Source organism: Aquimarina litoralis (assembly GCF_039523995.1).
Taxonomy (GTDB): domain Bacteria; phylum Bacteroidota; class Bacteroidia; order Flavobacteriales; family Flavobacteriaceae; genus Aquimarina; species Aquimarina litoralis.
This window is the reverse complement of record NZ_BAAAGE010000002.1, coordinates 980,094-994,245: the sequence shown is the minus strand read 5'-3', so window position 1 is coordinate 994,245 and position 14,152 is coordinate 980,094. Positions and strand designations below refer to the sequence as shown.

Here is a 14,152-nt window from a genome sequence, read left to right as displayed (position 1 = left end):
TGAACATGGAAAAATTTTACATATCAGATTTTTGTTCGCTACGAAATAATAAAGTCTTTAAAAATGGAGAAGAAATTTATTCAGATGTAGCATCGGATAGTATTAAAGATTTTGCAAAAGGTCTCTATAAGTCTCTGGATTTAAAATATCCTAAGTTTCATAAAATGGATGAATTGTGTAAACTAGGTTTTTTGGCAACAGAAGTACTTATAAGTCAATTAGAAAATATTGATCAGGATACTGCTTTGGTATTGTCCAATAGAGCTTCTAGTTTGGATACTGATAGAAAACACCAAGTTAGTATCGATGATAGAGCCAATTTTTATCCTTCTCCAGCTGTGTTTGTATATACATTGCCCAATATCATTATGGGTGAAATAAGCATAAAAAATAAACTAAAAAGTGAAAACGCGTTTTTTGTGTCAGAACAGTTTGACCCAGAGTTTATTGCTAATTATTCTAAAGCCTTACTTCAAACAGGAAAAGCAAGCAATGTTATTTGTGGTTGGGTTGATTTGGATAATGATAAATATGACGTATTTTTGGCTTTTCTTTCAAAAAAAGGTAGAAAAGAGCTAACAAAAAAAGAATTAAATAATTTATACAATCAATAATTATGGCTGAATTACAAGAAGAGCTAAAAGAAAAGATAATAGAGCAATTAAGCCTTGAGGATGTAGAAGTAAGTGAAATTGGAGATGACGATCCTCTTTTTGGTGATGGCCTTGGTTTAGACTCAATCGATGCATTAGAATTAATAGTTTTATTAGAAAAAGATTACGGGATTAAATTAAAAGATCCTAAAGAAGGAAAGGCTATTTTCGAGTCGATTAATGTAATGGCTGATTATATTTCAAAACATCGTACAAAGTAATATGAATAAAGGCGTTGCCATAACTGGTATGGGAATAATTTCTTCTATTGGGAATAACGTAGAAGAAAATTTAAATGCTTTAAAATCTGTTTCTCACGGAATTTCTAGAATAGATCTAATTGAAACTCGTCATAAAAACGATATCATGGTTGGCGAGATTAAAAAAACCAATGAAGATCTTATAAAAGAACTTGGATTAAATCCTTTGAATAGTTTTTCCAGAACAGCAATGCTTGGCGCAATTGCAGCAAAAGAAGCTTTGGTAGACGCCCAAATTTCTGATATTAGCGAATACCGAACAGGTCTTATCTCAGGAACGAGTGTAGGAGGAATGGATACAACAGAAAAGTTCTATCTTCAATATCCAGAATCCGAAGAGAATAGAAGGTTCATTAAAGCGCAACATGCTGGGTATACTACACAATCCGTTTCTAACTATTTAGGGATAAATGGTTATGTTTCTACTATTAGTACGGCGTGTTCCTCTGCGGCTAATGCAATCATGTTGGGAGCACGTATGATCAAAGCTGGTAAGATTGATAGAATGATTGTAGGAGGAACAGATGCTTTATCAAAGTTTACGATTAATGGTTTTGGAACATTAATGATTTTATCAGATGAAGAATGTACTCCTTTTGATGACAATAGAAAAGGTCTTAATTTAGGAGAAGCTGCAGCATTTTTAGTGCTAGAGAGTGAAGAAATTGTAGAAAAAGAAAATAAAAAAATTCTCGGTAGAGTAGCTGGATGGGCAAACGCAAATGATGCTTACCATCAAACTGCTTCTTCCTCGAACGGAGAAGGAGCCTATTTGGCCATGAAAAAGGCATTAAAGATTGCTGGTTTAGAACCGAAAGAGATAGATTATGTAAATGCACATGGAACAGCTACACCAAATAATGACTTGTCAGAAGGTGTTGCTATGACTAGAATTTTTGGAGAAGATAATACACCTGTTTTTAGTTCTACTAAAGCATTTACGGGTCATACGCTAGCAGCTGCAGGTTCTGTAGAAGCTGTATATTCTTTATTGTCTCTTCGCGAGAATTTAATTTTTCCAAATTTGAATTTTAAGACTAAGATGCAAGAGTTTTCTTTGGTTCCACAAACTGAATTGCTTTCAAAGGAATTAAACACAATTCTTTCTAATTCATTCGGTTTTGGAGGAAATTGTTCTACTTTAATTTTTACTAAATAATGGGAGAGTGCTACATAAACGGTATCGCTAATATTTCGGCGCAACCTACCACAAATGCGGATGAATTTTTAGAAGAAATAATTTCTCATAATACATCAATTTTTAAAGCTCACGATCCGAATTATAAAGAGTTTATAAAGCCAGCAGCAATGAGACGTATGTCTAAGTCTGTAAAAATGGGAGTTACTGCTGCTTCTATAGCTTTAAATAATTCTGGTGTCGAAATGCCTGATGCTATTATAACAGGAACGGGAATGGGGTGTAAACAAGATTCTGAAAAGTTTCTTGAAAAGATCTTATATGATGATGAGCAATTTCTAACGCCAACATTGTTTATTCAGTCTACTCACAATACTGTTGGTGGACAGGTAGCACTTGGTTTAGGATGTAAAGCATACAATCTAACTTATGTACAAGGAGCTGCTTCATTTGAATCTTCTCTTATAGATGCGCAGCTTATGTTATTGGAAGAGCCTGAAAAGAACATATTGGTTGGAGGTATCGATGAAGTAGCAAAGAATTCTACCTTATTACATAAATTAGATGGGCAGATTAAGGAGGATGATATAGATGTAATTAATCTTCTGGATTCTAAAACAGGAGGTACAGTTCATAGCGAAGGAGCAACTTTTATGATGCTTGGAAGCAAGAAAACGGATACCAGTTGTGCTAAAATTGTAGATATTGAAACTATTAGTAAGGCAAGTAGCGAAGAAGCAGAGAAACATATTGAGACGTTCTTAGGTAGACAAGGTATTTCTATAAAGGATGTTGATGCTGTAATTCTTGGGAATAATGGTGATGTCGATTATGATCATTATTATAGAAATTTACAGACCTCTCTTTTTTCTGAAACTGAGCAATTATGCTATAAGCATTTAATAGGAGATTATCCAGTGGCTTCTAGTTTTGGCTTTTGGCTTGGATGTAAGATTTTTGAGAAGAATACTGTTCCGGCTATTTTAAAGGTTAATTCAACTACCGCTAAGAAGTATGATACAGTACTTCTATACAATCAATACCTTGGAAAAAACCATAGTATTGCTTTATTGCAAAGATGCTAATTAGAAATATAGTTAATATTATAAGTGTTATAGCTGGCTCGTTGATGCTAGCAGCAATAATATTTGATAAACTCCCTTGGTGGAGTTTATTTGTTTTAATACTCATCTGGTTATTAATTACAGGGTATGGTGTAGCGAATATTAGATCTGGCTATTTTTTAAAAAGTCTTAGTAATAATTCAAAGATTAATCAAAGAAAGATAGCGATTACTTTTGATGATGGTCCTGATCCCAATACGTTGGAAGTCCTAAAAATATTAGATAAGTATGATGTGAAATGTACTTTCTTTTGCATAGGTAAGCAAGTAGAGAAATATCCTGATATCTTAAGAGAAATTACTAAAAAGAATCATGTGATTGGTAATCATACCTTTAGTCATGATAAGTTAATTGATATGTATGGTACCGAACGATTTACGAATGAAATAAAAGATGCGGATCATATTATAGAAAAATATACAACAAAAAGGCCTTTACTATTTAGACCACCATATGGAATTACGAATCCAAATATTGCCAAAGCTGTAAAAGCTACAGGTCATTCTGTAATTGGATGGAATAAAAGGTCTTTTGACACAACCATTCCTTCTGAAAAAGTGATTCTGAGAAGAATTACCAAAAACCTAAAAAATGGCGATGTGATCTTACTACATGATACAAAAACTATTACTTTGTCAGTATTGGAACAATTGTTGCTATTTTTGCAAAGGAATAACTTTACAACCGTTACGATAGATGAACTATTTTCGATACAGGCATATGCTTAGATTTTTATTAAGTGCTATTTTTTTTATTAGTATTTCATGGGTAAAGGCTCAGGAAACTGAATTAAACAAGACAGAAGCTATCTCTTTCGTAAATGCCGTAAGTGCCAGCGCAAAGAAATCTAAGACTATTGTTAATACTTTTACCCAATTAAAACATATTGATTTTCTTTCTAATGATATAGAAAGTAATGGAGATTTATATTTCAAATCGCCTAATATTATTAAATGGTCTTATTTAAAACCTTATGAGTATAGCGTAATTTTTAAGGATAAGAAGTTATACATTAATGATGCAGGTAAGAAAAGCGACATTAATTTGGCTTCGAATAAGGTTTTTAAAAAATTAAATGACCTTATAGCGAAAAGTGTTAGCGGTGATATGCTCAATGAATCACAGTTTGCAATGCGTTTTTATAAAAATAAAAGGGTTTATATAGCCAAATTATCCCCTAAAGACCAAACATTAAAGAATATGTTTAAAGAGATTGTATTAGGTTTTCAGTCTAAAAGCTATCTGGTCTCTAGTGTAAAACTTATTGAACCTTCTGGTGATTATACGCTTATTAAATTTAAAAACACATCTGTTAACAAACCAATTCCAGATGCGGTATTTGTACATTAGCATACTCCTTCTTAGCGTTTATAGTTGTAAAGTAACGACAGTAAAAGATTATATCGAGTCAGATGTAAAAGAATCTGATGTGTTTGAGAATTTATATTTTGCAAGCGCCACTATTGATTATGTTTATAAAGCAGATATAAGGGTTTATGGTAATGAATTTAGTGGTATTCTAATAATAAAAAAGGTATCAGAAGATAAACATCGTATTGTGTTTACTTCTCAGTTTGGATCTACTTTTTTTGATATTGAATTACAAAATGATTCTTTTAAGATTAATAGTGTTGTAGAACAATTGAATAGAAAAATAATCTTAAACACTTTAATTAGAGATTTTTCAGTAGTAGTGGATGAAAAGGGACCTGTTATTGGAAAGTATTATAATGATTCTTACAATGTTCTAAAAAATAGAAAAGGGAAAAGAAGTAATTATTATTTTTACAAGCTTTCTGATAAAAGATTAGATAAGATTGTGCAGGCGACGAAAATGAAAGAAAAAGTAATCGTGTCTTTCAACAAAGTATCAGATGATCAAGTAGCAAAAAATATAAAGATTGATCATAAAAATATTAAACTAAATATTGAATTAAACTTTTTAAAATAATATGCTAATAGCTGATTTATATAAAATTAACGAAGATTCTGTAAGGGATGGTGTGCAGACTACGACTATCACATTAAATCCGGATAATGATATCTTTAAAGGTCATTTCCCTGGTAATCCTGTTACACCAGGAGTATGTACGTTGCAGATTATTAAGGAATTGACAGAAAAGAGAATAGGTTGTTCTTTGTTTATGAAAAAATCGTCTAATGTAAAGTTTATGGCGGTTATCAATCCTGAAAAGAATCCAGATTTAGAGATTACCAATGACTTTAAAGACTCCGATGAAGAGATTAAAGTTAAAAGTACTGTAAAATATGATGATACAGTAGCTTTAAAGGTAGTGATCACTTTTACTAAACTATAAATCAGTTGTTATGAAATTTTTAACATTATTTATTGGATTGCTTTTTACAAGTTTTACAACTACTACAGATATTGTAGAAGTAAGGAATTTATATAGATATGCCAAGGATACTAAAGAAAATACAGAGAAGTTTTATAAGGCTACTCAGAATACTGATTATCAGGGAAATCCGGTCTTATCTGCTTATCACGGATGCGCATTGACACTAAAAGCTTCTTATGCAGATCGTACAGGAGAGAAAATATCTTTTTTTAGAAAAGGTAAAAAATTAATTGAAGCAGCTATAGAAGTTGAGCCGGATAATATAGAATTAAGAATGATAAGACTAAGTGTACAAACCAGCGCACCTAGAATTACCAGATACAACAAAAACAAGGACGAAGACAAAAGTTTTCTAACTAATAATATAGAAAAAGTATCCTCTCCTAAATTGAAGAAATTTATAAAAGGGTTCATGTCTACTTCTGAAGCTTTTAAATAATATAGTTTCTTACTTCTATAAATTTCAATTCCTTTATAATTAAAATTATTATTATGCTATTTTTGCATCGGAAAAAATAGCGCTGTGGCAGAAAAGACTTTATTTGACTCACGTTTCGAAACACTAAATTGTTGTGTTTTTATTCCTACCTATAACAATCATAAAACTTTGGATAGAGTAATTCAGGGTGTTATGAAATATACGGATCGGATCATTATCATTAATGATGGATCAACCGATAGCACATCAACTATCTTAGAGCAATATAAAAATTCCATTAAAATAATAACCTTTCCCGAAAACAAAGGAAAGGGAATGGCATTGCGAGAAGGTTTTAAGATAGCGTCAGAATTAGGGTATGATTATATGATTACCATCGATAGTGATGGTCAGCATTTTCCTAGCGATTTACCTGTTTTTTTAAATGAGCTTGAAAAGCAAGATCCAGCAATTTCTTTATTACTTATAGGATCGCGTAATATGGATGATCCTACAGTACCAGGAAAAAGTAGTTTTGGAAATAAGTTTTCTAATTTTTGGTATTATGTAGAAACAGGAATAAAACTTAAAGATACCCAATCGGGATATCGATTATATCCAATCAAAGAGATTAGTAAACTAAAACTGTTTACTACAAAATTTGAGTTAGAAATAGAAGTTATTGTAAAACTTGCCTGGAGAAATGTCGAAGTTCGAAATATACCCGTACAGGTGCTATACGATGAAACCGAAAGAGTTTCTCACTTCAGACCTTTTAAAGATTTTACCAGAATCAGCATTTTAAATACTTGGTTGGTTACCTTAACATTGTTTTTTTATCTGCCTAAACGATTAATCGGGAAAGTAAAAAAAAAAGGCTTTAAAAAATATTGGAGAGAAAATGTATTAAGAAGTAATGATTCCCCTGTAAAAAAAGCCAGTGCTATAGCTTTGGGTCTTTTTATAGGTATTGCTCCATTATGGGGTTTCCAAACAATTTTAGTAATATCACTGGCAGTTTTATTAAAACTCAATAAAGCTATTGCCTTTTTGTTTTCTAATATTAGTATTCCACCGTTAATTCCTTTTATAATTTATGGTAGCTATCAGATAGGAGCTATTGCCATGGGTAAAGAAATGGATGCTACACTAAATATAGAAGATATTAAATCAGGAACGGATGTTTTTAAGGGTTTGGGTCAATATATTTTGGGAAGTATAATTTTAGCAACACTAGTCTCATCAATTTCAGGAGTCATTGCGTATTTGTATTTTAGCTTTCGCAAATCTAAAAAAGAGGCTGTGGATGCATAATTTTTTTCTTTCCTTATATCAATATATTAGGCGAAACAAATTAATTGCCTGGCCAATAATTGTTGGGTGTATTGCAATTTTTGCATTTCTTGCTAGTAGAATTGGGTTCGAAGAAGATATAACTCGATTGATACCTAATAGTGATAAATCTGAAGTTACCCAAAAAGTACTCAAGACTGTTTCTTTTTCAGATAAGATAGTTGTAAATATTTCTAATAGAAGCGAGAATCCTGATAACCTCACTACATATGCAGCTTCTTATATTGACTCTATCAATAAACATTTGCCAAAATATGTTGAAAAAATACAAGGGAAAGTGGCCGATGATAATGTAATGGAATTATACGATTTTGTGTATCAGCATCTTCCTTTCTTTCTAACGGAGGAAGATTATAAAGCTATCGATAGACAGATCAATCCAGATTCTATCACAAAAGTAATAGAAAACAATTACAAGTCTTTAATCTCTCCAGCAGGTTTAGTAACACAAAAATATATAGTAAAAGATCCATTAACATTAACGCCAAAAGGTCTTCAAAAACTTGCGCAGCTTCAACTAGGAGATAATTATGATTTGTATAACGGTTTTTTAGTTACCAAAGACAAAAAAAATCTTTTGTTATTTCTAACACCTGCATTGGCAACGAATGAAACAGGTGAGAATACGCTCTTTGTAGAAGAATTAAAGCGAATTACAGAAGACTTAAATAGTACTTATCAGGAAACTGCAAGTGCCACTTTGTTTGGATCTACATTATACGCTGTAGCCAATGCAAAACAAATAAAGAGTGATATTCAACTTACTGTAAGTATCGCGATGACGATCTTATTGCTAATACTTATTTTCTTTTACAGAAAACTAGCGGTACCTCTTATTATCTTTACGCCAACGGTGTTTGGAGCTATTGTAGCTATTGCGATTCTCTATTTGATCAAAGGTAAGATATCAGCTATTTCACTTGGAATTGGTTCAGTATTATTAGGAATCACATTGGATTATTCCTTACATATTCTTACGCATTTTAGAAACAATAATGATGTAAAAGAATTATATAAAGATGTTTCTATGCCAGTTCTTATGAGTAGTTTAACAACGGCGGTAGCATTTTTATGTTTGGTTTTTGTGAAATCAGAAGCATTAAATGATCTGGGTATTTTTGCAGCAATTAGTGTAGTAGGAGCCTCTGTATTTGCTTTATTATTTATTCCGCAAGTATATCGCTTTTCTAAAACTGTAAAAAGTGAGCGAAAAACATTTATTGATAGAGTTTCGCAAATCAAGTTTCATAAGAACAAAGTATTAATCGGGCTGATTAGCTTGATATTTATTATTGGCTTGTTTTTATTCCATAAAGTCGGTTTTAATACAGATTTAAATACGATGAACTACCAACCAGAAGAGTTGTTGGCGGCAGAAGAAGATTTAGATCGTATTAATAATAATAAAGCCAAATCAATCTACTTGGTTTCGTACGGTTCTTCTCTAAATGAAGCATTAAATGCCAATAATAAGCTGTTTAAAACCTTAGAAAAAAAGAAAATTAATGAAGAGATCATTAATTTTAGTTCTGTAGGAGGTGTGGTTTTATCCAAAGAAGCCCAGCAGGAAAAAATTAAACTCTGGAATGAATTTTGGACGCAAAAGCGTAGAGATTCTCTCACTAATTTATTGATAGAAAAAGGAAATGTTCTTGGTTTTAAACCGCAGACCTTTCATCAGTTTTATGCAATGCTTACCAATAAAATTAATCCTATTGGTTTCGAGGAGTATCAAAATATCAAAGAATTGTACTTAGAAGAGTTTGTGACTACCGAACCTAACTTCGCAACGGTAGTTTCTGCAATTAAAGTAAGTCATGAAAATACAGATCAACTAAATGCATCACTAAGTAAGATTTCTAACACAGTAGTAATTGATCGTAAGCAGTTAAATGAAACGTTGTTAGGGAATCTTAAAAACGATTTCAATTCGTTGATAGGATATTCTTTAATAGCAGTGGTAGCATTACTACTTCTGTTTTACAGGGATCCTATGCTTACTCTTATCACAGCATTACCGATTGCAATAACCTGGGTGATAACCTTAGGAGTCATGAAAATCTTAGGAATAGATTTTAATATTTTTAATGTAATTATTTCTACATTTATTTTTGGTCTGGGAGTAGATTATAGCATTTTTATTACCAATGGTTTAATAAAAGAGTTTACTTATGGTGTAAAAGAACTTCCGACTTATAAAACTTCCATTCTTTTATCGGTTATTACTACAATTTTAGGAGTTGGAGTTTTAATTTTTGCAAAACATCCTGCATTAAGATCAATATCTACAGTATCCTTAATAGGGATTTTATCGGCTGTTTTGGTGGCTTTTACCATTCAGCCAATGTTATTCAGAACTTTTATAACAAATAGAGTAAAGAAAGGTCTAACACCTTTAAGACTTAGACAAACACTATGGTCAATATTTAGTTTTGGGTATTTCATTATTGGAGGATTTATCGTATCACTACTAAGTAGTCTGATCATTCCATGGTTTCCTGCAAAGATGAAAAAGAAAATGAGTGTTTTTCATAGAGTAGTTTCTAAATTAATGCGATCCGTGTTATATTCTAATCCTTTTGTAAAAAAGAGAGTGTATAATACAGAAAACGAAGATTTCAGAAAGCAATGCATTATTATAGCAAATCATTCTTCATTTTTGGATATTATTTCTATAGGAATGTTATATCCAAAACTTATATTTTTAGTAAAAGATTGGGTATATGATAATCCGGTTTTTGGTCGTGCTGCGAAATTAGCAGGTTTTTACCCGGTTTCTTCAGGTATAGAAGGAGGTGTAGAACATCTTAGAGAAAAAGTAAAGCAGGGATATTCATTAATTGCATTTCCTGAAGGTAGTAGAACGAATACTGCAAAAATGAGTAGATTCCACAAAGGATCTTTTTATTTAGCGCAGGAATTAGATTTAGATATCTTACCAGTGGTTATTCATGGAAATGCACAGGTATCTCCAAAAGGAGATTTTATTATCCACGATGGCGCTATTCAATTAAAGATATTACCTAGAATCACTAATGATAATGTTGATTTTGGCGAAGGTTATGCCGAAAGAACGAAAAAGATAAGTACATATTTCAAAGATCAATATGCAGAGTTACAGAGTGACTTAGAAGGCGTAGATTACTATAAAAAAGCATTGCTGAATAATTATAGGTATAAAAGTTGTTATCGAAAAGTAGCATCGGACTATTCAGAAAACAAAGAAAGATTTTATAAAGCTACTAGTTATATTGATCATAAAGAACGAGTTTTGGTATATGATGATCAGTATGGACAGTTATTGCTATATATTTCTTTTAAAAGACCGTATGCTAAACTTAAAGGAATAGTAGCGGATAGTGAAAAATTAAGTGTTGTAAAAAATTGCTATACTACAATTAGAAACAAAATAGAATTTGTGGATAGTGAAGATTTGACATCGTCGAAATTTGATGTACTTTTGTTACATACAGCTACACCAGTACAACCACAACATTTAGAAAAAATAGTATCAGAGGATATAAAACGTATCGTTTTGTTCTCTGAAGAAAATTATCTTTCCGAGTTATTGAAAGAAACTTTTAAAGTGTCTTCTCAAGAATTTGGATTAACAGTTTTGAATAGAATATAATACATGCAAGATAAATTTGATGTTGTTATTATCGGTAGTGGACTAGGAGGATTGGTTTCTGCGAACATTCTTGCCAAAGAAGGTAAAAAAGTATGTGTACTAGAAAAAAACAATCAGTTTGGAGGTAATCTACAGACCTTTGTAAGAGATAAAAGCATATTCGATACCGGAATTCATTATATAGGAGGATTAGATAAAGGACAAAATTTATATCAGTACTTTTCGTACCTGGATATCATGGATGATCTTAAGATCAAAAGAATGAATTTAGATGCGTATGATGTTATAACTTTTGATGGAGATGAAAAAGAATATCCGCATGCTCAAGGGTATGATAATTTTGTAAAGCAATTGGTTAAGTTTTTTCCTGAAGAAGAGGAAGGAATAAAGACATATGTGCAGAAAGTAAAAGATACTTGTTATAAATTTCCGCTGTACAATTTAGAAGAAGGAGATCGCTATTATGGAGAAGATCTTTTGACACTAAAAGCAAAAGATTATATCGATAGCGTAGTAAAAGATCCAAAATTAAGAGCGGTACTAGCAGGATCCAACTTATTATATGCTGGTGATCCAGATAAAACACCTTTCTATGTACACGCATTGTCTATCAATTCGTATATGGAAAGTGCCTGGAGATGCATACAAGGAGGAAGTCAGATAGCAAAACTCTTGGTGAAGAGATTTAGAGCCTTAGGCGGAACAATTTATAAGTATCAGGAGGTTAATAGTTTTAATTTTGAAGAAAAAGAAATAGTATCTGTTTCTACAACCAAAGGAGATACCTTCTATGGCGATAACTTTATTTCTAATGTAGATCCTAAACTTACCTTGCAGATTATTGGTAAAGAACGCTTCAGGAATTTGTATTACAAAAGGATCCAAAATACAGAAAGCATCATTTCTTCCTTTAGCATTTATATCGTTTTTGAAAAAGGAACCTTCCCTTACTTGAATAAAAACTATTATCACACGAATACAGAAGAAAAAGTATGGACTACGCAGGAGTATGAGGAAGAGAACTGGCCAGAAGCGTATTTAATATCAATGAATGAGGATCTTAAAAACCCTGGTTATGCCGAAAACTTAACATCGATAGCGTACATGCGTTTTGAAGAAACTGCTCCTTGGGCAGATACCTTTAATACGGTTGCGAAAAAAAATGAAAGAGGTGAAGATTATGAAGAATTTAAGCAAAGAAAAATAGAAGCTTACCTCAAAGAAATTGAAAAGAAGTTTCCAAATATTCGATCATGCATAAAGTCTGTGCATACCTCTACACCTTTATCATACAGAGACTATATCGGTTGTTATGAAGGATCTATGTACGGATTTGCAAAAGATGCAGACAATCCAATGAAATCTTTTTTATCTCCTAGAACTAAGATTCCTAATTTATTATTTACAGGGCAAGGATTAAATATGCATGGAGTATTAGGTGTTACCATTAGTGCTGTAGTTACTTGTGGAGAATTGGTAGGGAAGGAAAAATTGCTGAAGGATATCAAAAGTGCTTTAGCCGAAAAAGAGTTGTTAGGTTCCTAATGAAGCGTTGTTTACATCATATATTTTTGGTATTTCTAGTGTTACTGGTATCTTCTTGTGGCGTTAAAAAATCACTAGAAGCAAGACCTGATATTTCAGGAATAGAAACAGTAGATACCACAAGAATAAAACATAGTGATACATTCTTTACGCTCAATAATAATCTATTGCGAAAAAATAAGCAAGGTTTATGGGAACTGTATATAGAAGGAAAACCACTAGAAAGAGGTATTGCTGCCGGAAGTCTGAGTAGAGAGTTAATAAAAATTCAGGAAGATGCTTTTATTGGAAAAGTAACAGAATTAGTGCCTTCAGAAAGTTATTTAAGATTCTTAAGTAAAGTGGTAGCTTGGTATAATAGGAAGCTACATCTTAATGTTCCAGAAGAGTTTAAAACGGAGATTTACGGAGTTTCTCGTTATGCTTCCAATGATTATAATGATTTCGCCGAGCCTTATGTACGTATGCTCTATGCGCATGGAGCTCATGACATTGGTCATGCATTGCAAGATCTAATGTTGGTAGGATGTACTTCCTTTGCCGCTTGGGGCGATAAAACTGATGATGGAAAACTGTTAATAGGTCGTAATTTTGATTTCTATGCAGGTGACGATTTTTCCAAAGAGAAACTGGTTACCTTCATGAATCCTTCTGACGGTTATAAATTTATGACATATGGTTGGGCCGGAATGATGGGAGCATTATCTGGTATGAATGAAACGGGATTAACCGTTACCATTAATGCAGGAAAATCAAAAATTCCTTTGATTGCCAAAACTCCTATTTCCATACTTACCAGAGAAATTTTACAATATGCCTCGACTATAGAAGAAGCAGTAGCGATTGCAAGAAAAAGAGAAGTATTTGTTTCAGAATCTATTATGATCGGTAGTGCCAAAGATAAAAGAGCAGCCTTGATAGAAGTTTCTCCTGATAATTTTGGAGTGTATAATGTTCCTAATTCAAATCAATTGATTTGTTCTAATCATTTTCAGAGTGATTCTTATAAAGAAGATAAACGCAACCAAAAAGCGATAGAAGAGAGTCATTCTTTTTATAGATATCAAAGAATGACCGAACTCTTATCAGAAAATGATAAACTAAACCCAGAAAAGGCAGTTGCCATTTTAAGAAATAGAGAAGGACTAAAAGATAAACTGATTGGTTATGGAAATGAAAAAGCACTAAATCAGATGTTAGCACACCATGGTATTGTTTTTCAGCCAGAAGAAAGAAGAGTGTGGGTGTCTACCAATCCTTATCAAATGGGAGAGTTTGTAGCGTATGATTTGGATGAGGTTTTTGATAGCATCGCTGTGCAAAAAGAAGAAGTAGTGATTGCCGCAGAAGAAATGAATGTTCCAGAAGATCCTTTTATTCACACCAAAACATATGAGAACTATGAAGCGTTCAGAGTTTTAAGTAGAAAGATAGAAAGCGCTACCGAAAATGAAATAGCTATTTCTGATGATGAGCTTATTACATTTCAGAATTTAAATACTAATTATTGGGCTACTTATTATGTATTGGGCGAGTATTACTATACTCATAAAAAGTATAAAAAAGCATTAATAGCTTTTAAGCTAGCATTAAAAAGAGAAGTAACTACAGTTCCAGATGTGAAAAATATACAGAAGTATATTAGAAAATGTGAACGAAAAATTTAAGCT

13 protein-coding genes are annotated in these 14,152 nt (G+C 32.1%); all 13 read left to right on the top strand.

Features of this window, described 5'->3' with window-relative positions; all coding sequences use genetic code 11:
* The first annotated feature begins 5 nt into the window (after positions 1-5).
* The 13 genes from ABD077_RS13430 to ABD077_RS13370 all read left to right on the top strand — a co-directional run bounded on the left by ABD077_RS13430 (position 6) and on the right by ABD077_RS13370 (position 14,149).
* A complete protein-coding gene (locus ABD077_RS13430; protein ID WP_343912802.1) occupies positions 6-614 on the top strand; it encodes a 3-oxoacyl-ACP synthase in 609 nt (202 codons plus the stop codon).
* 2 nt (positions 615-616) lie between these two features.
* Positions 617-874 carry a phosphopantetheine-binding protein gene (locus ABD077_RS13425; RefSeq protein ID WP_299600498.1) on the top strand — a complete coding sequence of 86 codons (258 nt, stop codon included), beginning with the start codon at positions 617-619 and terminating at the stop codon, positions 872-874.
* 1 nt (position 875) lies between these two features.
* Positions 876-2,072 (top strand): beta-ketoacyl-[acyl-carrier-protein] synthase family protein, encoded by a 1,197-nt coding sequence (locus ABD077_RS13420; RefSeq protein ID WP_343912801.1) that lies wholly within the window; start codon positions 876-878, stop codon positions 2,070-2,072.
* Complete coding sequence (locus ABD077_RS13415; RefSeq protein ID WP_343912800.1) at positions 2,072-3,136, top strand: beta-ketoacyl synthase chain length factor; 1,065 nt, start codon at positions 2,072-2,074, stop codon at positions 3,134-3,136. The genes ABD077_RS13420 and ABD077_RS13415 overlap by 1 nt, the downstream gene beginning before the upstream one ends.
* Before the next feature lie 44 nt (positions 3,137-3,180).
* Entirely contained in the window at positions 3,181-3,903 is a 723-nt protein-coding gene (locus ABD077_RS13410; protein ID WP_343912799.1) for a polysaccharide deacetylase family protein, read from the top strand.
* On the top strand, positions 3,896-4,525 hold the full coding sequence (gene lolA2 / locus ABD077_RS13405) for a flexirubin biosynthesis/transport protein LolA2 (protein WP_343912798.1): 630 nt from the start codon (positions 3,896-3,898) through the stop codon (positions 4,523-4,525). Before ABD077_RS13410 ends, lolA2 begins: the two co-directional genes overlap by 8 nt.
* Positions 4,506-5,126, top strand: coding sequence for a flexirubin biosynthesis protein LolB2 (gene lolB2 / locus ABD077_RS13400; protein WP_343912796.1), 621 nt, complete (start codon positions 4,506-4,508; stop codon positions 5,124-5,126). Before lolA2 ends, lolB2 begins: the two co-directional genes overlap by 20 nt.
* Position 5,127: 1 nt before the next feature.
* Positions 5,128-5,493 (top strand): ApeI family dehydratase, encoded by a 366-nt coding sequence (locus ABD077_RS13395; protein WP_343912795.1) that lies wholly within the window; start codon positions 5,128-5,130, stop codon positions 5,491-5,493.
* Positions 5,494-5,503: 10 nt separating this feature from the next.
* Positions 5,504-5,974 (top strand): hypothetical protein, encoded by a 471-nt coding sequence (locus ABD077_RS13390; RefSeq protein WP_343912794.1) that lies wholly within the window; start codon positions 5,504-5,506, stop codon positions 5,972-5,974.
* Between the two features lie 84 nt (positions 5,975-6,058).
* A complete protein-coding gene (locus ABD077_RS13385) occupies positions 6,059-7,267 on the top strand; it encodes a DUF2062 domain-containing protein (protein ID WP_343912793.1) in 1,209 nt (402 codons plus the stop codon).
* Positions 7,260-10,937, top strand: a complete 3,678-nt coding sequence (locus ABD077_RS13380; RefSeq protein ID WP_343912792.1) for an MMPL family transporter — start codon at positions 7,260-7,262, stop codon at positions 10,935-10,937. The genes ABD077_RS13385 and ABD077_RS13380 overlap by 8 nt, the downstream gene beginning before the upstream one ends.
* Before the next feature lie 3 nt (positions 10,938-10,940).
* Positions 10,941-12,482 carry a phytoene desaturase family protein gene (locus ABD077_RS13375; RefSeq protein ID WP_343912791.1) on the top strand — a complete coding sequence of 514 codons (1,542 nt, stop codon included), beginning with the start codon at positions 10,941-10,943 and terminating at the stop codon, positions 12,480-12,482.
* Complete coding sequence (locus ABD077_RS13370) at positions 12,482-14,149, top strand: C45 family autoproteolytic acyltransferase/hydrolase (protein WP_343912790.1); 1,668 nt, start codon at positions 12,482-12,484, stop codon at positions 14,147-14,149. Before ABD077_RS13375 ends, ABD077_RS13370 begins: the two co-directional genes overlap by 1 nt.
* Positions 14,150-14,152 lie beyond the last annotated feature (3 nt).